At 45.8% G+C, this 19042-nt stretch carries 18 protein-coding genes; 15 read left to right on the top strand and 3 right to left on the bottom strand.

Translation table 11 applies throughout. The features are described 5' to 3' along the window. The first annotated feature begins 97 nt into the window (after positions 1–97). From ACKTT9_RS17345 to ACKTT9_RS17355, 3 genes are all read left to right on the top strand, one after another. Entirely contained in the window at positions 98–499 is a 402-nt protein-coding gene (locus ACKTT9_RS17345) for an NUDIX hydrolase (protein ID WP_407872543.1), read from the top strand. Positions 500–575: 76 nt separating this feature from the next. Next, complete coding sequence (locus ACKTT9_RS17350; RefSeq protein ID WP_407873058.1) at positions 576–2186, top strand: glycosyl hydrolase family 18 protein; 1611 nt, start codon at positions 576–578, stop codon at positions 2184–2186. Between the two features lie 281 nt (positions 2187–2467). Then, complete coding sequence (locus ACKTT9_RS17355; protein WP_407872544.1) at positions 2468–4048, top strand: extracellular solute-binding protein; 1581 nt, start codon at positions 2468–2470, stop codon at positions 4046–4048. A gap of 63 nt (positions 4049–4111) precedes the next feature. Here the strand turns inward: ACKTT9_RS17355 and ACKTT9_RS17360 are convergent, their stop codons facing one another. After that, positions 4112–4984 carry a pentapeptide repeat-containing protein gene (locus ACKTT9_RS17360; RefSeq protein WP_407872545.1) on the bottom strand — a complete coding sequence of 291 codons (873 nt, stop codon included), beginning with the start codon at positions 4982–4984 and terminating at the stop codon, positions 4112–4114. Between the two features lie 196 nt (positions 4985–5180). On the opposite strand from ACKTT9_RS17360, the gene ACKTT9_RS17365 reads away from it, so the two are divergent. The 9 genes from ACKTT9_RS17365 to ACKTT9_RS17405 all read left to right on the top strand — a co-directional run bounded on the left by ACKTT9_RS17365 (position 5181) and on the right by ACKTT9_RS17405 (position 13238). Next, positions 5181–5807 carry a hypothetical protein gene (locus tag ACKTT9_RS17365; protein ID WP_407872546.1) on the top strand — a complete coding sequence of 209 codons (627 nt, stop codon included), beginning with the start codon at positions 5181–5183 and terminating at the stop codon, positions 5805–5807. A 24-nt stretch (positions 5808–5831) separates the two neighbouring features. After that, positions 5832–6392 carry a dihydrofolate reductase family protein gene (locus tag ACKTT9_RS17370; RefSeq protein WP_407872547.1) on the top strand — a complete coding sequence of 187 codons (561 nt, stop codon included), beginning with the start codon at positions 5832–5834 and terminating at the stop codon, positions 6390–6392. A 161-nt stretch (positions 6393–6553) separates the two neighbouring features. Beyond that, positions 6554–7360, top strand: coding sequence for a class I SAM-dependent methyltransferase (locus ACKTT9_RS17375; RefSeq protein ID WP_407872548.1), 807 nt, complete (start codon positions 6554–6556; stop codon positions 7358–7360). A gap of 141 nt (positions 7361–7501) precedes the next feature. Continuing rightward, positions 7502–9016 (top strand): spore germination protein, encoded by a 1515-nt coding sequence (locus tag ACKTT9_RS17380; protein WP_407872549.1) that lies wholly within the window; start codon positions 7502–7504, stop codon positions 9014–9016. Positions 9017–9045: 29 nt separating this feature from the next. Beyond that, positions 9046–10218: a Ger(x)C family spore germination protein gene (locus ACKTT9_RS17385; RefSeq protein ID WP_407872550.1), complete on the top strand. Its 1173-nt coding sequence runs from the start codon at positions 9046–9048 to the stop codon at positions 10216–10218. Further along, positions 10211–11320, top strand: coding sequence for an endospore germination permease (locus ACKTT9_RS17390; RefSeq protein ID WP_407872551.1), 1110 nt, complete (start codon positions 10211–10213; stop codon positions 11318–11320). The genes ACKTT9_RS17385 and ACKTT9_RS17390 overlap by 8 nt, the downstream gene beginning before the upstream one ends. A gap of 170 nt (positions 11321–11490) precedes the next feature. Further along, positions 11491–11829 carry a PadR family transcriptional regulator gene (locus ACKTT9_RS17395; RefSeq protein WP_407872552.1) on the top strand — a complete coding sequence of 113 codons (339 nt, stop codon included), beginning with the start codon at positions 11491–11493 and terminating at the stop codon, positions 11827–11829. A gap of 16 nt (positions 11830–11845) precedes the next feature. Then, positions 11846–12412 (top strand): DUF2812 domain-containing protein, encoded by a 567-nt coding sequence (locus ACKTT9_RS17400; protein ID WP_407872553.1) that lies wholly within the window; start codon positions 11846–11848, stop codon positions 12410–12412. Positions 12413–12431: 19 nt separating this feature from the next. Then, a complete protein-coding gene (locus ACKTT9_RS17405) occupies positions 12432–13238 on the top strand; it encodes a serine/threonine protein kinase (protein ID WP_407872554.1) in 807 nt (268 codons plus the stop codon). A 311-nt stretch (positions 13239–13549) separates the two neighbouring features. Here ACKTT9_RS17405 and ACKTT9_RS17410 read toward each other — a convergent pair whose 3' ends face one another. Both ACKTT9_RS17410 and ACKTT9_RS17415 read right to left on the bottom strand, forming a co-directional pair. Then, the gene (locus ACKTT9_RS17410) at positions 13550–14392 is read right to left on the bottom strand and encodes an EcsC family protein (RefSeq protein ID WP_407873059.1); all 843 of its coding nucleotides are present in this window, start codon (positions 14390–14392) and stop codon (positions 13550–13552) included. 5 nt (positions 14393–14397) lie between these two features. After that, positions 14398–15405, bottom strand: coding sequence for a helix-turn-helix domain-containing protein (locus ACKTT9_RS17415; protein ID WP_407872555.1), 1008 nt, complete (start codon positions 15403–15405; stop codon positions 14398–14400). A 139-nt stretch (positions 15406–15544) separates the two neighbouring features. On the opposite strand from ACKTT9_RS17415, the gene kdgD reads away from it, so the two are divergent. The 3 genes from kdgD to gucD are packed head-to-tail and all read left to right on the top strand — an operon-like array spanning position 15545 to position 18947. Next, complete coding sequence (gene kdgD / locus ACKTT9_RS17420; protein ID WP_407872556.1) at positions 15545–16471, top strand: 5-dehydro-4-deoxyglucarate dehydratase; 927 nt, start codon at positions 15545–15547, stop codon at positions 16469–16471. Positions 16472–16484: 13 nt separating this feature from the next. Then, positions 16485–17486 (top strand): mannonate dehydratase, encoded by a 1002-nt coding sequence (locus ACKTT9_RS17425; RefSeq protein WP_407872557.1) that lies wholly within the window; start codon positions 16485–16487, stop codon positions 17484–17486. 3 nt (positions 17487–17489) lie between these two features. Then, positions 17490–18947: an alpha-ketoglutaric semialdehyde dehydrogenase GucD gene (gene gucD, locus ACKTT9_RS17430; RefSeq protein WP_407872558.1), complete on the top strand. Its 1458-nt coding sequence runs from the start codon at positions 17490–17492 to the stop codon at positions 18945–18947. Positions 18948–19042 lie beyond the last annotated feature (95 nt).

A 19042-nucleotide genomic window follows, 5' to 3' on the forward strand; every position in this document is an offset into this window, starting at 1 on the left:
CTTCCTTTTTCGAGTAATTTGAGAAATTTGGTTTGGTTTGGTATTGTTTTAATACGCTTCAATAGAAAATAGAGTTTCAAGATAAGGAGAAAAAGACATGACGACTTTTATTGATAAGATTGCGCTGATACGTATCGTTGATGGACAAATATTAGGGACACGTTCGAAGGGGAAAGAGCTCTATTACTTGCCTGGAGGTAAAAGAGACCCTGGGGAGACGGATACCGAGACGCTGATTCGGGAAATTGAGGAGGAGCTTTCGGTACACATTAAGCCGGAGACGGTGGCGCATTTCGGGAATTTCGAAGCGCAAGCAGACGGTAAAGCTGAGGGAATTGTGGTGAAAATGGCTTGTTATACGGCAGATTTCGACGGCGAACTCAGTCCCGCATCCGAAATCGATGAATTGGAATGGCTGTCATATAAGGACAGGGATCGAGTCTCACGCGTGGTTCAAATTATTTTTGATCACTTACATGAAAAGAAGCTGCTGCCGTAAGGCTTTCGTCATTTTGTGCAACTAATTCTCTCTCATGACGTCAAATTAGGACAGAGGGGAGAGAATGCTATTGTCTATGTTAAAAAAAGCGGTTGTTCAAACTGCTGCGCTGTTCGTATTGGCCTCGGCAGGAACCGCCTACGCGTATGACGTTTCCTTAAAACCGTTTACGGATGTTACCAATGAGGATTGGTTTCAAAATGAGGTCTATTCGTTATCGGCGATCGGTATTATTGACGGTTATTCGGATTTAACGTACAAACCGGAAGGAACGCTAACGCGAGAGGCGTTCATTAAATTACTGATGAATGCCAACCGGGAGGAGGCTGCTTCTGGCTCCGGTGTGGCGGGTGCTCCAGTAGATGTTGAACAAAGCCGATGGTCATACCCATTCGTATCTGCGGCATATGAGCGGAAATGGCTAGATTTTATGCTGGATTCGCAGGGGAAGTTTCACCCGGATCAATCGATAACCCGAGAAGAGGTGGCCAGCATTGTCGGGAAAGCGCTGCTCGATGCTCAGACTGCCGAGGCTCGCAACAGTTGGACACTTCAAGGCTGGCAAAACGAGAAGAACAAGAGAAACTTTGCCGATAGCGATGCCTTGAATCAAAATCTGCTGCCATATGCCTACTATGCGGTCAAACAAGGAATCATGGAAGGCGATCAACTTGGTTTTCACCCCAAGCAATCCCTGACACGCAAAGAGGCGGCTGCCATCATTTATCGTGTGATTCAGACAGAAGTAGACACTCGCGAATTAGATACGGTAGGTTTTTATGCGATTAATTCATACCCTGCCATCAACCACATGCCGCTGCTCGATCAAGTTACGTTCGGATGGTCGCATTTGAAATACGAAACACCAGGTAACGCCCAATTGGAGACAACAACGACCGAATATCACATTCCTTCCGGGTGGGAGGAAGTTGTTCAAACAGCGAATACAGCCAACATTCAGAAAAATTTGATGGTTTATTACGGAGAGAAGACTCTGAAGGATTTCTTGAAGGACGAGCCGGCGCAAAAAGCGTTTATCCAATCTTTAAAAGGGGTCCTTACGGATGCCAGATATGGATTTACCGGAGTAACCATGGATTTTGAGGGGCTAATGGATGCAACTAGCGCACCTGACTATAGCCAATTTCTGAAAGCGTTGAAAGCGGCAATCCCCACCTACCCACTAACGGTGACGATTCAACCTGATTATTACTATAAAGGTTATGATCTAAAAGAAATTAATGCCTTGGCAGATATTGTTGTTCTCATGGCTTATGATTTTACGCATAACGACAGTAAACTTCCTTCTGCTCCATTGCCGCTGGTGAACGATGCGGTGAAACGCACATTAGCGTTTGTTCCAAAAGAAAAGCTGGTTCTGGGGATATCTAAGCAGGCTAATCAATGGATCACAGCAAACGGAGTTGCTGAACTGTATAATCCGGAGATTGAAGCTGTGGAGAAAAGGCTTGCATCACCAGGAGTTAATCAATCGATGAGCCTGCCTTATTTCCTGAGGGAGATTTCTTTCCAAGATGATCGCGGCAGCCACGATATTTACTATGAAGATACGGCTAGTGTGGATAAAAAAGTATGGCTTGCGAAGTATTATGGGTTAAAAGGTATTTCTTTATGGTACATGGGCAATTATACCGAGTCGGATTGGGCATTATTTGATTCGAAATAAAAATAAAGGCTGTCTGGAGAGGTCAGGAATGATCTTCTCAGTCAGTCTTTTTAATTTTCGCAAGGGAGCCAAGGAAAACCTAAAAAAAACCCGACTTCCCCTAAAGGAACCCTATATGAGGTTCGCGCGGATTCGTATACGATGAAAGCAGAAACCGTTGGAAGCGGTTACAACAGGATGCATGCCAACATTTATGAGCCGGATGATCTACGATTCTGGGTTGAACAGAAAGCGCTTGGCGCTTTCGTTTTATCATAACATGTAAAGGAATGAGGGGTACGATGAGAAGGTCAAAATGGATGGCATGTACGATGGCTTTTGCACTAACGACTGGACTAGTTGGCTGCAGCTCAAATGTAGATAAGCCGACTCCTGCGGCATCTGCAGGTTCACCTGCAACGGCGAGCGCAGCACCTGTGGTGCCGCAAGGACCTACGAAATTCAGCATTTCCTTGCGTACATTGAATTTTGATTATGTAGAAAAAGCAGCGAATTTGAACGAGGACAAATGGGTGAAAGAGCTGGAGAAGAAAACGAATACAGACCTGGATATCCGTTTAGTGCCGCATGCAGATTTTGAGAAAAAGATGGTTCAGATGTTTGCAACAGGCGACATTCCAGACGTCGTTCAGGCGGGAGCCAGTACGAGTGGTAAAGAGCTTGCAGGATCTGTTCAAGCCGGCGTTTTCCTTGAATTGAATGACCTTATCAAGCAGTACGCGCCGAATTTGTTGAAGACGATTCCACAAGCGGCATGGGACGAAGTGACGCTGAATGGTAAAATATATGCGATTCCGGAATATATTTCCCAGCCTTCCCGCAGAGCGACTTGGGTACGCGAAGATTTGATGCAGAAAGCCGGGATCACGAAGGATCCGAAAACGGTTGATGAGTACCTTGACATGCTGCGCGCTTTTAAGAAAATAGGTGTAGAGCACCCGTTCATGGGACGCCAAGATTTTAAATATGCGGATATTTTCTTTGGCGCTTATGATGTTTACCCGTACCTCAGCCAATTTGAAGTCATTGACGGGAAGGTACAGCCGAAATTTTTTGACTCAGAAAATATGCAAAAGGCTTTGCAAATGTACAAAACAATGTTTGATGAAGGGTTGATTCATAAAGAATTTGCAACGATTAATCCGACCAATTTCAAAAACATCATTTTATCAGGGAAAGCCGGCATGTGGGAAATGAACGCGCAGGAGCTGCTGCAGTGGCAAACGCAATTAAAGCAAGCCGTGCCTGATGCGAAAATTAAAATTATTCCTTCTCCGGTCGGGCCTGACGGTAAAGGTGGGGGATATTTATACTCATCCGGTGCACGTTCCTATTTAATCAATGCGAAGACAGCAAAGGATAAAATTCCAGGCATTCTTAAGTTCTTTGAATGGCAAACATCGGAAGAGGCTGACAAGTGGTTCGATTTGACGCTGCCGACAGAACCGAAGACGGATGCAGAGGTATCCGAACAGCGTTATCTGAGCGGTTTCCTTCATATGGTCAAGGACGATGCGTTCCGCAAACAAATTTTGAGCACTACGCAGGAGGGGAAGGATCTGCTCAAAACGTTTGAAACCGTTTTGCCGAATGAAGGACGTGGCGGCTTGGAATTTGATCCGATTTTGGAAGCTATGCAGAAAAATCCGGACATAGCGCCTTTATCCGATACAGCGCCTGCTGTACTGCTCACACATATGGTTAAAATGGTGTATGGCAAGGAGCCGATCAGCGATTGGCCGAAGGTTATCGAAGAGTGGAAGTCCAAAGGCGGGAACGATGCATTGAAGGCTGCAAATGAGCTCTATCAGAAGAGAAGCGGCATTAAACTCAGAGGTCCGGAAGCTCAGAAGTGGAAGTAAGTAACTGAATAAAGGCTGGGCTAGAAGTCTGCGAAGACATTCTAGTCCAGCCTTTTGTTTCGTCTAGGCGGAGGCGGTCCAGTGTGGCGGGCGGCTAAGCGATTTCGGAAGCTTGGTATACGTATCCCCCTTGGCGGCATTGATCTGGAACTGCGTGAGGAAGAGGCTTCCCGTCAAGTCAGCGCCACTTAAGTCGGCGTCCCGGAAATCAGCCCCAATGAGATCCGCTGATCGCAAATCTGCCTCTCTCAGGTCGGCAGCGATCAGATAAGCGCCACGTAAGTGCGCTCCTCTAAGATCAGCGCCCCGGAGATTGGCGCCAATGAGATCCGCACTACGTCCGTAGCTCTTTTGACGCCCACGGGAATTTTTCTGCTGACGCTGAACGCTTGCTCTTACGAGCTCGCTCGTCTGCAGGAGCAAGACATTCACATTGGCACGATGTGCCGCAATGTCAAGCTTCAAGAGCGCTTCAGCACTAAGGGAGGTGAGTCGGTCCGTCTCTTCCCGTACTGAGCGAAGCGCTTCATGGATCGATTGCGTCTGCTCAAGCTCAAGCGCTTCGGTCAAATACCAGAGCAGCTCATGCAGCTGCCTCATGATAGGAAACACCTCAAACATTTGTTTCGCCGTTTCCGGGGCTTTCACCCAGTCCTTACCGCTGTAAGTCACTTGAGCGACTTGTTGGCCAGCGCCAAAGCAATCATATACGGTGCATCCGCGATAACCGATTTTCCTTAGATCCTGGTGTACGCCACAGCGAAAGTGTTCTCCCAGGTTATGGCAGCGTTGTCCGGCCTGTTTGTCAACCGCGAAGTCGACGGAAGCGGAGAAGGGCAGCGCTACACAGCATAGTCCAAAGCAGTTTTCGCAATCCGCCCTAAGATGGAGATAATCATCGTTGGAAACAGCTGTAGATTCGTGAGGTTCTGGCAAAGGTTGTCCTCCTTTTGCAAGCTTTCTATGACAATCAGATATTTCCAATATAAATTTAAGGTTTTAGTTCGTCAACGGTATAAGATGGTTATAACTAAACTTACTCCGATTCCGTATCACTACCTGCAATCTGGGAATAATATACTTCTTAAAAGGATAGATAGTAATTATTACCATAGTGAAATGGGAGATGGCGATGCATAAGCTTATGCGAAAAGACAGAGGTAACGATCTTTTTGAACTGGCGCTGTATGTGCTTGCGGCCGTGTGTTTTGTATATTTTCTGATAAAAGGGATTCCGCCGAAAATGTGGCAGGCCGTCTTGATCGCAGCGGTACTGCTGTTGATCAGAGGGGTTGTCAAGCTAACCAAGAGCACGATGTTTCCGGCGCTTAGGTTCTGTGTGCTGCTGTTCATTTTCATAACGATGTTTTTGGCAAATGAATTCGGATTTTATAGTGTCATTCCTTACTTGGATAAAGTTGAGCATCTCTTTTCAGGTGTCATCCTTTGTTTCGTGGGTTTACTTATTTATGGGAAAGCAAGCGATGTAGAGAACAAATCCGTCACGCCAAGCGCAAAAGTCGCGATATGGCTAAGTCTCTTTTTTTCCGTAGCGATGGCAGGGGTTTGGGAAATTTATGAGTTCACGACGGATCATTGGTTTGGATTAAATTCACAAAACGGCAGCTTGGTGGATACGATGACAGATATTATTTGCGGAGCGATTGGCGCGGTGCTGACCAGCCTTTATTTAGTCATTCAGGCAAAACGGAGGAAAATGCCCTTAATTGACGAAGTTACTGTACAACGACAAAGGTGACAGGTCAGGAATAGGGAGGCACGCATGAGAAAAGTAATTATGTTTAACAGAGTATCTATAGACGGTTTTTATAAGGGGCTAAATGGTGAAATCGATTGGTTTATCCATGATCCTGAAGTTGACAAAGCCGCGCATGAGATGATGAATCCGGATACGATTTTTTTCGGAAGAGCGACCTACCGGATGTTTGAAGGTTATTGGCCCCAAGTGGCTAATAATCCGAATGCACCAGCAGGGGCTCGGGCGATGGCGAATGAATTAAACGAGATGACCAAAATCGTATTTTCTTCAACGATGGAACGTGCAAGCTGGGAGAATTCCAGGTTAGTGAATGGGGATATCGGCAAATTCGTTCAAGAGATCAAGCACGAAGATGGAGCGGACATCGTTATTTTCGGAAGTGGATCGATTGTACAGCAGTTATCTCATGAGGAACTCATCGATGAATATTTATTTGTGGTCACTCCGGTCGTTCTAGGTTCTGGGAAACCATTATTTCATGATGCGAGTGGAAGACAAACCTTGAAATTGAAGGAAACGAGGAGCTTTGGCTCAGGAAACGTTTTACTTCATTACGAGAAGTAGAAGAAGACAACTAGATATTACCCATGCAAAAAGAGAAAGATGTAGCCTGACAAAGTCCCCTTTTTCTTTTAAAAATAAAATGCACTCCCTCCTACGGTTTCTGTACTTTTCACTAGAAGAGTCAGATATGTATTATCAGTAGGTAAAAAGGAGGGGGATCCATGCTAGAGGAATACGAGTTTATTTTAAGTTTGAAATTGCTGGAGTTTGAAATTAGGCAAATAACAGCGTATACCAGCGCTTTTCCGAAGTGTTACACGATGTTGAAAAATAAATTAGATGACTTGTGTGATTTTATACATAAAGAGGAGAATGTTCAAAACTGGCCATTATGGCAGTCGAATACTGAAGTGCAGGAACTATCGCGAAATGTGAGGGAAACGTCCATTCGTGCTTTGCGTGTTTTGGAGAAATATCAAGCAGGACATGGGGAAAAGGATGAAATCCAGCAAAGCAAGTATATGGATTTAATATCAGATTCCGTTCGTTCCGAGTTAGCCTGTTTACAGATTGATCAAGACTGCAAAGTGTTGTTTATTGGCTCAGGAGCTTTCCCTGTCTCTCTGCTAACCATCGCCCAAGTGTCCGGAGCAGAAGTGGTTGGACAAGATTTAGACGAGGAAGCGGTAGAGCTTGCTAAGCAAGCAGCGGCAATGAGCGACTGGGTAAACCGAGTAACTTTCACCCACCAACCATTGAAAGAGTTGGCCTTTGCTCAAGAGGCTACGCATATTATTGTGGCCTCACATGTGGCCGATAAGCAGGAGGTTCTTAAGGATTTGAGACAATTAGCAAGCAGTCGTGTGAAAATTTTGATGCGATACGGCAATGGGTTAAAATCGCTGTTTAATTATTCGTGGCCCGAGGGGAATCACTTGCCGAGTTGGACACAATGTCGTGTAAGTACGGCATCACAGCTGTATGACACGGTCATTTTGGAGAAAGTGATGCAAATGAAAAGAGTTTGAAACGAGACCTTCCTATTGAATAGGGAGGTTTTTTATTTGCCATTTGGAGAACTCGATTTTCCTTCCACATCAACCTGAATATTCCAACAATATTAAGCGCATAACAATAAGTAAAAAGTGTGTGATTAAGGAGAGTTTGGCATGAAGAAGGAGATTCCGAGGGAGTTAAGTGTCGAGAAAGAAGCCTATCAGACCGCTGTCTCGGCCGAACTTTCCGGGAACTTGCAAATATTACGAACCTACTTTACAGATTGTGCGGATGTTTTGTTCACTCAGTTTCACACTCACAACGGGTTGAACGCCTGTATGCTGTATCTCCGAGGCGCTGTGGATGTGGAGCTACTGGATGGAAACGTGCTTACCCCGCTAAAGAACTCGAAGGTAGACTCTGTAAGCTCGATCGAAACTTACAAAGATTATGTCAATGTGTCTGATGTCTATGAGATCCAAACTATTGGTGAAGTTCTCCACGATGTTCTGGGAGGCAGATCCGTTGTCTTCATTGATACCGTACAAGGCGCTCTAACCATTGGACTTATGAAGTACGATACACGTGCTGTTGAAGAGCCGCTAGCCGAATCTGTTGTCCGTGGTTCAAGAGAAGGTTTTATTGAATCGACAACGATCAATACCTCATTAATTCGCAAAAGATTAAAGACGCCGGCTTTAAAGTTCATCACCTTCACGGTGGGGACTTATTCTAAAACGGAAGTCACCATGGCTTATATCCATGGGATCGCAAAGCCTGATATTATCATCAAGGTTTCAGAGCGAATAGAGCAGATCGACATTGACGGTGTGCTTGAGAGCGGATACATCGAGGAATTGATTGAGGGCAATACGTATTCGCCTTTTCCGCAAATACAAGCAACAGAACGCCCCGATGTGGCTGCAGCAAGCTTACTGGAGGGACGTATTCTTATTCTGACCGAAAATACGCCTATCGTGCTGATTGTCCCAGCAACATTCTGGTCCATGATGCAATCACCTGAGGATTATTATCAGCGATATTTAATCGGGACGTTAATTCGCTGGCTCCGCTACACGTTTTTCCTCATCGCGATGCTCGCTCCTGCAGTTTATGTGGCGGTTTTAACCTTCCATCAGGAGATGGTGCCGACTACCCTGCTTCTGCGCGTGGCCAAATCGAGGGAAGAGATCCCGTTCCCGGCCTTGGTGGAAGCGCTCATCATGGAAATTACGTTTGAAGCGCTGCGTGAAGCGGGTATTCGACTTCCAAGGCAAGTCGGCTCAGCCGTCAGTATCGTTGGCGCGCTTGTCATTGGCCAGGCGGCGATACAAGCCGGCCTTGTTTCGGCGCCAATGGTCATGGTCGTTGCCATTACCGGGATATCCTCTTTTATGATGCCTCAGTACTCAGCAAGCATTGCGCTTCGAATCCTGCGATTTCCCATTATGATTTTGTCAGGAATTATGGGGTTGTTTGGCCTAATTCTGGGGCTGTTGTTAGTCATAAGCCATCTTTGTATACTTCGTTCATTTGGAGTTCCCTACATGGCTCCTTTAGCTCCAATTTCCCTAAGCGGTATTAAAGATGTGCTTTTCAGGGCCCCTATCAATAAATTTAAGACGCGACCGTTGTTCTATAGTGAAGGCAATATCAAAAGACAAGGCGATAAGCCGGATAGGAAGTAATGATGCAGGATTGATGGAGGGGAAGAGAATTGAGGCATCGGATTGGCTTCCCAGTACTTATACTAGTGCTGCTTATGACTACAGGCTGCTGGGATCGTGTGGAGGTCAACGACATGGCCTTGATTATCTCCGCAGGAGTAGACTCGAAAGATGAAGATGAAATCGAAATGACCGTTCAGGTCTTTATTCCGAATCCAGCCTCAGGAGGCAGTGAGGGCAATGGCGGGGGGCAGGGAAATGTATACACCATGTCATCGGTGGGCAAATCTATGGCGGATGCTTTAAGTGAGTTGCAAAAGAAACTGCCTCGTTTTTTTTCTTGGGGACATGCGAAAGCCTTCTTTTTTGGGGAAGAATTGGCAAGACAGGGCTTGAGTGACGAGTTTGATTTCTTATTCAGAGATATCCAGACGCGGGAGCAATCCAACTTCTTTATCTGCAAAGGAACCGCCAGGCAGCTGTTGGAGTCGCAAGTGGATCCTAATACCTATGAAACCTTAATTAAACTTTCCCAGAAGCCGGTAAACCATTCTTCTACCATGCACGAAGTAGAGGAACTGTTAAGCGCTGAATCGCAATCTTTTCTTTTACCAGTAGTCGCACCTGCCCCCCTAATCACGAATAAGGCTAAAAAGCAGATTCTAACTGTCGAAGGAATGTCCGTCATCCAAAAGCAGAAATTAAAAGGTTTTCTAAGTCCTGAAGACATCATGGGAGTTCGATTACTAAGACCAAAAGATCTTGGACGAAATATAACGATGACTCAAAAATTAGACGGCGGTAACATTGTCATCAAGATCATGCATACCAAAATTCGGCTGTACCCTTCGATTGAAAACGGCGTTTGGAAAATGAAAGTGAAATTATCGTTGGATGGAAATGTCATTCAAAACTCAAGCTCAATTAATATAACAAAAGGTACCGATGCCATGAGACGCATTGAGGAGCCTTTTAATCAAGCAATGAAGGAAATTATGGTACATACCCTGCATCGTTTGCAAACGGAGCAAAAAGCTGATGTTGTAGGATTTGCGAGGGCATTTCACAAAAAATATCCGCTTAAATGGAAAGAGAAGAAGGGCGAGTGGACTTCTTTATTCCAAAACTTGGATGTAGAAGTCGAAGTTGATAGTTCTATACAAGGGCCTGGAGTTGCCAATATTCCTGTGCATCAGAGAAGAGATGAGGTTAGCGATGAGTGACATGGTTTTAACGACCCGCCAAATATTCTGGATGATGGTAAGCACGCAAGTCATTATGACCATTCTGCTGACAACTGGGCCAGCTATTCAATTGGCCAATCAGGATGCCTGGATGTCCTTGATTGCTTCTACCGCGGTGGCGGTAGGAATCGCTTATATTTGCGGGAAGCTTGCTTCCATTTTTCCTGATAAAACACTCATTGAATTTAACCGGATTTTGCTTGGAAAATGGTTTGGCGGTGTGATTTCGGTGTTGTATTTGCTGGTTTGGATCGTCATTCTTACCGTCATATTAAAACAATTCAGTTTGTTTATTACTGGGACAATCATGCCCAGAACGCCGGTTTTTTTAATCCAAATCCCCATGTTTCTCGTTGTGATCTATCCGACTGTGCATGGTGTTGGCGTGATTGCCCGAATTTGTGAACTAACGGGCCCGATCATCTTAATTGGCGTTATAGGACCTATGTTTTTGGCCATTAATCAACTAGACAGAGATCGGCTGCTGCCGATTTATATCGATAACGGTTTGCTGGCATTGATGAAAGGTTCACTGCCAGCGGCCGCCTTCTTAGGCGATTGCATCATGCTGCTTATGCTGATTGCCTTTGTCGTGCAGAAGAAGCAGATTGTCCGCCATGCGGTAGGAGGCGTTATGCTTTCCGGCATCGTAACATTAATATCCGTTATTTTCAGCATCTTAATGTTTGGACACAACGTGGCCGCTAACTACACATATCCTATGCTCATGATCGTTCGATCGATTTCCGTTGGTGGTATCATCGAAAACCTGGATGCGATCGTTATAACAATTTGGATTATGAGTGTTTTTACTAAATTATCGCTCTATTTATTTGTTTCAAGTTATGGCACATCACAGCTTTTTGGTTTGAAAGACTGGAGAAAAATGACATGGGTGATATCGGCGATCGTCTTGTTAGCCACATTAATCCCCTTTAACTATGAGGAGATATCCGTCATTTTTCCTGTAAAAGTGGCTGCTCCTTACATTTTCCCGATTTTCATGGTGGCAGGTCCGCTTCTGCTACTTTTACTGGCACTTGTAAAACGAAAGAAGCTCCGTATGCAGCCGAACACTTAACTGAACATAAAAGGACCGTCAGAAGGATTGTACCTTTCTGGCGGTTTTTTTTTATCGCTAACTATATTGACACTCGATATATCATGGTTTATTATATCGATATACGATGCATTGTGATTCGATATAACAGAAGGCGATATAAATATGGATTGAATGGAGGTGAGAATCACATGGAGCTTTCCAAAGATCTGCTGCCATTGACGGAAGCATTTTACTATATTTTAGTGGCTTTATATCCCCGTGCGGCACATGGTTACGCGATGATGCAGGATGTGGAAAAGATGAGCGCCGGCAGGGTACGCATAGGTGCAGGCACCTTATATACAGCATTAAATACGCTGCAGAAAAAAGGGTTAATTGAGAATGCGCCTGAGGCAGATGTTGGTGCTGATTCACGTCGCAAGCTGTACGCGATAACCGAGTTGGGCAGGACTGTATTAAAAGCTGAGATGGAACGTATGGAAGAACTGTTGTCGAATGCTAGATCAGCCATCGCAAATGTAGAGTAGGAGAGAGGGCGTGCTAATGATGACCAATACGCTAAGTAACCAATTCGAATATCGGACTAGATTTTCATTTGTATGGAATTATGAGAAGGATGAGTCGTGGTTCACTTCTTTGTCTGCACAAGGCCTACACCTGATCAAACCGGGGGTATTCCGCAATCGTTTTGAGAAAAATAGCGCGGTTCGCTATGTCTATCGCATGGATTACCAAAAAATCAGCGGCAAAGATAATCTCGATGAATATAAGGCTCTTTTTGAAGATTCAGGCTGGGAGCACGTAGATTCTCTTTTCGGCTGGCATTATTTCAGAAAGCCGTTTCGTGAAGGCGAATCGTATGAGATTTACACCGAGCGCTTGTCGTTAAAGCTGTTATTCAAAAGAGTACAACTCACTTTAAGCGTTGTAGCACTAGCCAACTTGGTGCTGTTACTCATAAATGTGCCTAAACTGTTCTTCGAACCACACTCACAACTCATTGGAAACACATTTACCTACTTGGTTCCCATTGAATTCTTATGTGTATGTTTGCTAGCCTACGGCTGTTTGCGATTTCAACAAAAAATCAAGAAACTTGATGAAAACTAATGGACAATAAGGAGCGATTATGGCATTGCTTGCCTATGTGAAAAAAGTGTATGCTTCTTGGATCGATTATCCGTTGCAAGAAGGGAAATTGCTTCAAGCTCAGTATCGGATCCTGCGATTTCTCGGCATGGGAAGTTATGGGTTAACCTACTTGTGCCAGGACATCAGGACTGGTGGAGAACTCGTCATTAAGCAAGCGAAGCCAAGTAAAGGGAAGTTGGGGCGGGACCTGTTGCAAAAGGAGATCGAAATCATGCAGCAGCTGCAACATCCGTCCATACCAAGATGTCTGGCATTCTTCGAGAAAAGTAAACAGATGTTCATGCTCATGGATTATGTGAAAGGGCAAACGGTTGAAGATTTAATTTTTGAAAGAAGCGCAAAATTTTCAGAAAAAGAAGCGTTAAGCCTGATTCACAAGCTAATGCCAGTGGTGTCCTACCTGCACATGCAAGGTTTTGTCCATCGCGATATCCGGATTCCTAATGTCATTCTGCAGGCGGATCGCATCTATTTAATTGATTTTGGTTTAGCTTCGCGAATCGGGGAGCCAGCAGAGTATACAGAGGAGGAAACGCTGCAGAGGCGGCGGGCTACTGAAGTGACATCCGATCTGTATGCAATTGGTCACTTTTTGCTTTTCATGTTGTATTCAACCTTTGAGACATCGGAAGTGCATGAGGAAAGTGCGAAAGGATGGGAGGAGGAGCTTGATCTCACACCGGCGACGAAACGTATGATTCGCAAGCTGCTTCAAATAGAGCCTTCTTATACGAGTACGCAAGCATTCATTGATGAACTGAATACAATCCTGCAGCAGCTATAATTCGTTCATCCTTAAAAGCAAACAAAAAAGCCACTTTCGCGGCTTATGGTTAACTTGAACTATGTTGTCTGTTTCGGTAATAACCATGACCTTGCTGGCCGTGACCATTACCGTAATATCGATCGGATGAAGAATGACGACGACCATAATGGACTCGATGACTGCTATTGTGACGATAACCTTGGTGTTTGGAGTGGAAGATGGAGCCTAATAGCTTTTTTAGCAAATATTTTATCATTTGTCAGGAAGCCTCCAATCGTTTTAATTTTTAATACGAATGGAGACTTCATTAGTTTCAATCGGCTCGGGAACTACTCAATGTTTTGTTTGTCTAAATGACTTAATCGCTCAAGAATTCTACGCTTACGGTACAGCATTTTTGCGGATTCGCCTACATCTTTAAGCGTCCCGCGGTTGATCCATGCACCGAAGAGGATGCCGGCAACAGGAATCAACTGGAACAGTTTCTTCCACCCCCAATTGTCGCGATAGGTTGCAAAAACTTCCCGCCACCCTTGCAGCTGTGAAATCATCTGCGCGTCTGCTTGATCATTTGCTGCATAGTCGCTGAGTTCATCAAGAATCGCTTTCTTGCCGACGATATCCGCAGAAGAGAATTGCATGCATTTAATCGTGAAGATGCGTTCCTGCTTGATTTTGGGATCATAGCCGTAACAGATGGCCAGCTCTTGAATGGTTTTCAAAGACAGGCCGAGAACGGCCGGAACATCGATGGCCAGTGTCAGAATGCCGCCAATTCCTGTCGTTGCTCCTTGGAGCGTTGCTAACTTCGTCCGATTGTGAATGATCTCATCTGCTGCTTGATCCAGGATGCGGAGGGGAAGTGTCTCCACGTCTTCTATAGCAGTAATCTGTGTATGGACCCGATGATGACCTTCACTTCGGTGACGCACTTCTTCGATATGGCGCAATGTCCCGGCTTCAGAGATGAGATATCGGCCACCCGCTTGCAAATAATTCCCTAATTCATTTAAAGCCTCACTAATCTTCTTGTTCAATATTTTAGGTGTCAGCCGGTCCAACAATTGAAAAGGCAGACGCCCGATTTTCTCCCAAAACCATAAATCCTTCTGTTCAGACTCCCAAGTTTTAACGATGCTCAACTCTTGCAGCAATTGTTCCCTTGATTCCATCATGATTACAACTCCTTTGCATCTTGTATACGTTTGAGCACTGCATTTGGATGCAAAGGCAGATTTTTTTGATAACGGGTTGCTACTTGTTCTAAATATTTGTGAATCCAGGCATCGACAGTTTCGGTGTTAAGACTATTTTTGCGAAAGGAGCTTGGTGGAGTCCCCATTTCCTTGGTGAACACTTGCGTGAAATAGTGGATGCTTTCAAAGCCGGTATCTTCGGCAATTTGTTTAAGCGGAATGTCTGTGTAACCTAGGAGATAGGCGGCCCTTTTGACCCTTTCGGTTTTGACGACGGAAGGGAAGGATTGCCCTAATTCTTCCGCCATGAGGCGGGAGAGCTGCCGCTCAGACAGATGCAGGCTTTGGGCTACTTCTGAAAGCGCTATCTTATTCGTGAGATGAGTCTGGATATATTCTTTTGCCCGCTTGAGAGTGCCCTGAAGTTCTGTTCGCGTTGTGGATAAAGCCGTATCGCCAGAAAGGCAGTGCTGCAGAAATAAGCTGATACAACTCATGACCAGCGTATAGGCTAGATGTTCAATAGATTCTTTATAGCGAATTTCGGACTCAGCCGCATGCAGGAGCAGTGCTTGCCAAATAAGTGCAGGCGAAGTTTGCTCGGCATTCGGGATGAATAAATGCGGATAAGCGCTTAATTGCTGAAAATCGCGAATAAAAGCTTCGCTGGATTCGGACGCTACGGGCTCAATGGCAAAAAACAGCAGCAGCATGCCCTCATCGCTTTGTATATAGTGTCTGCTTTCAGGCTTGGAACAATAAAGCGTTCCAGCACGCAGCGGATAGGTTACACCATCTGAAAAGTAAACGCCTTCCCCTTGGACGACATAACAAATTTCAAAAAAGGAATGCGCATGGGGGTTATTTCCCATATGCTGCGGCTTTGCACCCCAATAGTGAACAAAGATGGATGCGGAGGCGCCATGCAGCTGATTCACATGTTGGTTGAGGTATAAGTTACTTCGAGAATAAACAGTATGGCTCAGCACGAAAGCGTTACTCCCCTCTAGTAAGGTGACATCTATTATATCACGGAATTTTTTAAAAAAGCGGCGTGTTTTTACAAAGACTGACTTCGTGTTCCTTTCCTATAATGAAATGGAAGATCACACGAAGGGGTTGTTCGATATGGGAAGCGAAAAACATCTATCACTGGCTGGGATTATGGGTTTTCCGGTAACACCGTTTGATCATAACGAGAATGTGAATGAAAAAGCGTTTGAAGCGAATGTGCAATTTTTATTGGCGGGTGGCTTGGATTCCGTATTTGTTTGTGCGGGTTCCGGAGAGTTTCAATCGTTGGATATCAAAGAATATGAGCAGCTAGTTACGATCGGAGTCGCAGTATCGGCTGGAAAAGTGCCTGTCTTTGCAGGCGCAGGGGGCAACTTGAAGGAAGCGGTCGAACGCGTCCAATTGGCGGAAAGAATTGGAGCAGACGGATTATTGCTGCTGCCGCCCTACCTGATCATCCCTGAACAGGAAGGGCTGTATAACTATTACCGGACGATTGCTGAGAGCACGGCATTGCCAGTTATTATTTATCAGCGTGATAATGCGGTGTTTACATTAAAGACGCTTGAAAGATTGGCTAATCTGCCAAACGTCATCGGGTTCAAGGACGGGTTAGGCAACTTCGAGCTTAATATTGAATTTGTGCAATCCCTTGGAAATAAGCTGCAATGGATGAACGGAATGCCGCTGGCGGAACTGACGATGCCTGCCTATCATGCACTTGGCTTTCATTCCTATTCATCGGCTATATCCAATTATATCCCTCAAGTTTCAAGGAAATTTCATGAGAGCCTGATCGGAGGCCATCAGGAGTTGCTGCAAGTGATCTATCGCGAAGTGATTTTACCGATTCACCGCATCCGTCAGCAACGCAAAGGTTATGCGGTTTCTCTTATCAAAGCAGGGATGGATATCGTCGGTCTGCCCGTTGGTTTACAAGTTCGGTCACCGCTCGTTCAAGTTGAGCGTGAGCATTATGTACAGTTGGAATCGATTATCAAAAAGAGCGTGGACTTGATCGCTGCTGCCAATAACCTATAGGAGGTAATGAACAATGATGAAGGTATCGATTCAAGTTCCAACTTGCGATCTGTCTGATAGCGATTTAAAACAAATGTGCCAACTAGGCGTTGATTGTATTGATTTTACGAGGGGATCTTCCTTTCCCGGCGTGAAGGAGCTCGGTTATCCGGACCTCGATCAACTGATCAAGTTAAGACGAAGAATTCGATCACATGGGATGGACATTAACCGTGTGACGCTGCCAGATATATCAAGCAGTTTCATGTTGGAGGAACCTGGATCTGAGATCCAATTGGATCATGTCAGCAATGCCATCAAAGCTTTTGGCGAAGCGGGGATCACGCTTGTTCGTCAGCGGTTTGCGGGCGATGTCTTTCCTTATTTGTCAGAGGAATACACGGCTGTGCACCGAGGAGGGGCGCTGGTACGCGGGGAATCTATTCACCGGAATCCAGACAAGCAGCCTCCTACCGTGGAACAATTGAACGCTTGGTGGAAGCGTTTTGATCTCGTCTTTGACAAGCTGGTTCCGTTGGCAGAAGAGTACAATGTCAATCTCGCTGTTCATCCCTCCGATACGCCGCATCATAATACGCCATTCGGCGGGCTTGGTTTTCATCGCGTTATTGATGCTTATCCGAGCAGAAATGTTGGCTTGGTTTATTGCGTCGGTACTCGCGGAGAAGCAGGCGGCACACCGCTGGTTCTTGATGAAATTTATCAATACGGGCGTAAAGATCGGATTTTTCTCGTTCACTTCCGTAATATTCGGGGCAGCCTGGCGACGGCCGGGGCATTTGAAGAGGCGCTTTTGGACGATGGACATATGAATATGGCAAAAATTTTGTTAGCCTTGCATCAGGTTGGCTATAACGGCTGTATTAACCCGGATCACATTACTTCACTTGAAATGGACCGTGCACCGCATAATCCTTCGAAATCCGGCATGGGTTGGGTCGGTTGGGCGTATTCCATCGGCTATGTGAAAGCGCTGCTCGCGGCATTAACCGAATTTAGAGGCGGGAGGGATTAAACGATGTTTCAACCTCAAACATTTCTCAATTATATCGGCGGGGAGTGGAAAACAGCTTCCAGCAACCTGGTTGAAGCAAGCATAAACCCGGCTAACCGAGGTGAAACAGTGGGCTACATCCAGAAGTCAACGTTGGATGATCTGGAGGAAGCTGTTGGCGCGGCAAAAGATGCCAAGCAAGGATGGCGCAAATTATCGGGATCGGCACGCGGCGAGTTCTTGTTCAAAGCTGCCAATCAAGTGGAGCAGCGCTTGGATGAAATTGCGGAAATGATGACCCGCGAAATGGGGAAAACGCTCCCGGAGGCAAAAGGGGAAACCGCGCGCGGGGTTGCAATTTTGCGGTATTACGCCGGTGAAGGCATGCGAAGTATCGGTGACGTAATCCCTTCAACGGATAGCACAGCGTTGATGTTCACGTCCCGTGCGCCGCTTGGTGTCGTCGGCGTCATCACGCCTTGGAATTTTCCGGTTGCGATTCCAATCTGGAAAATGGCTCCTGCTCTGATCTACGGGAACACCGTTGTGTTCAAGCCAGCGCAAGAAACAGCGGTAACCGCGGCTTTGGTCATGGAATGTTTCCATGCAGCAGGACTTCCTGCCGGTGTCATCAATATGGTGACAGGCGACGGTGGCCTCATCGGACAAGCAATGGCTGATCACCCGGACATCCAGGGCATCACATTTACAGGCTCGAACGCAGTGGGGAAAAAAGTCGGGCAAAGCGCTCTGGCAAGAGGAGCCAAGTACCAGCTTGAGATGGGCGGGAAGAACCCCGTTATCGTGGCACGGGATGCGGATCTAGACCTGGCCGTTGATGCCACCATTAGCGGAGGCTTAAAATCCACGGGGCAGAAATGCACAGCGACGAGCCGAGTAATCGTCCATACCGACATTTACGAAGCTTTTAAGACGAAGCTGCTGGACAAAGTTCAGAACATCCGTTTAGGCTCCGGCCTTGAAGCTGCAACGTGGATGGGCCCTCTTGCAAGTGAAAACCAGTACCGCACCGTCCTTTCCTATATCACAAAAGGTGTAGAAGAAGGCGGCACTTTACTGTGTGGAGGCGGAAAAGGGCAAGGGCAGGATTTGGAGGCCGGTTACTTCGTTGAACCAACCGTTTTTGAAAACATCTCCAGCTCAATGACCATCGCGCAGGAAGAGATTTTCGGCCCTGTGCTTGCTCTTATGAAGGTGGATTCGCTGGAAGAGGCGATTGAAATCGCGAATGACGTGAAATTTGGACTCAGCGCTTCCATTTTTACGCGGGATATTTCGACTATGCTGACATTCCTGCAGGATATTGATGCCGGTATGGTTCGGATCAATGCGGAGAGCGCTGGTGTGGAATTGCAAGCACCGTTCGGCGGCGTTAAGCAGTCCAGTTCCGGCTCTAGGGAGCAGGGGCAAGCAGCGATAGATTTTTATACGGATATTAAAACGGTCTTTGTTAAAGCTTGATAAGCGATTTAAAGTGAATAGTTGGGCGGGGATCAGCATCCTGCTCAACTATTTTTTTCTGCTAAATAAGTGTTTTATATCGAAAAAGGAGAGAA

This window comes from Paenibacillus sp. P36, assembly GCF_045866505.1.
In the GTDB taxonomy this organism is placed as follows: domain Bacteria; phylum Bacillota; class Bacilli; order Paenibacillales; family NBRC-103111; genus Paenibacillus_E; species Paenibacillus_E chondroitinus.

What these genes read in the sequence shown, in the direction of transcription:
- ACKTT9_RS17345 (WP_407872543.1), top strand. Translation starts at nt 98, where the DNA reads ATGACGACTTTTATTGATAAGATTGCGCTGATACGTATCGTTGATGGA.
- ACKTT9_RS17350 (WP_407873058.1), top strand. Translation starts at nt 576, where the DNA reads ATGTTAAAAAAAGCGGTTGTTCAAACTGCTGCGCTGTTCGTATTGGCC.
- ACKTT9_RS17355 (WP_407872544.1), top strand. Translation starts at nt 2,468, where the DNA reads ATGAGAAGGTCAAAATGGATGGCATGTACGATGGCTTTTGCACTAACG.
- ACKTT9_RS17365 (WP_407872546.1), top strand. Translation starts at nt 5,181, where the DNA reads ATGCATAAGCTTATGCGAAAAGACAGAGGTAACGATCTTTTTGAACTG.
- ACKTT9_RS17370 (WP_407872547.1), top strand. Translation starts at nt 5,832, where the DNA reads ATGAGAAAAGTAATTATGTTTAACAGAGTATCTATAGACGGTTTTTAT.
- ACKTT9_RS17375 (WP_407872548.1), top strand. Translation starts at nt 6,554, where the DNA reads ATGCTAGAGGAATACGAGTTTATTTTAAGTTTGAAATTGCTGGAGTTT.
- ACKTT9_RS17380 (WP_407872549.1), top strand. Translation starts at nt 7,502, where the DNA reads ATGAAGAAGGAGATTCCGAGGGAGTTAAGTGTCGAGAAAGAAGCCTAT.
- ACKTT9_RS17390 (WP_407872551.1), top strand. Translation starts at nt 10,211, where the DNA reads ATGAGTGACATGGTTTTAACGACCCGCCAAATATTCTGGATGATGGTA.
- ACKTT9_RS17395 (WP_407872552.1), top strand. Translation starts at nt 11,491, where the DNA reads ATGGAGCTTTCCAAAGATCTGCTGCCATTGACGGAAGCATTTTACTAT.
- ACKTT9_RS17400 (WP_407872553.1), top strand. Translation starts at nt 11,846, where the DNA reads ATGATGACCAATACGCTAAGTAACCAATTCGAATATCGGACTAGATTT.
- ACKTT9_RS17405 (WP_407872554.1), top strand. Translation starts at nt 12,432, where the DNA reads ATGGCATTGCTTGCCTATGTGAAAAAAGTGTATGCTTCTTGGATCGAT.
- ACKTT9_RS17410 (WP_407873059.1), bottom strand. Translation starts at nt 14,392, where the DNA reads ATGGAATCAAGGGAACAATTGCTGCAAGAGTTGAGCATCGTTAAAACT.
- kdgD (WP_407872556.1), top strand. Translation starts at nt 15,545, where the DNA reads ATGGGAAGCGAAAAACATCTATCACTGGCTGGGATTATGGGTTTTCCG.
- ACKTT9_RS17425 (WP_407872557.1), top strand. Translation starts at nt 16,485, where the DNA reads ATGATGAAGGTATCGATTCAAGTTCCAACTTGCGATCTGTCTGATAGC.
- gucD (WP_407872558.1), top strand. Translation starts at nt 17,490, where the DNA reads ATGTTTCAACCTCAAACATTTCTCAATTATATCGGCGGGGAGTGGAAA.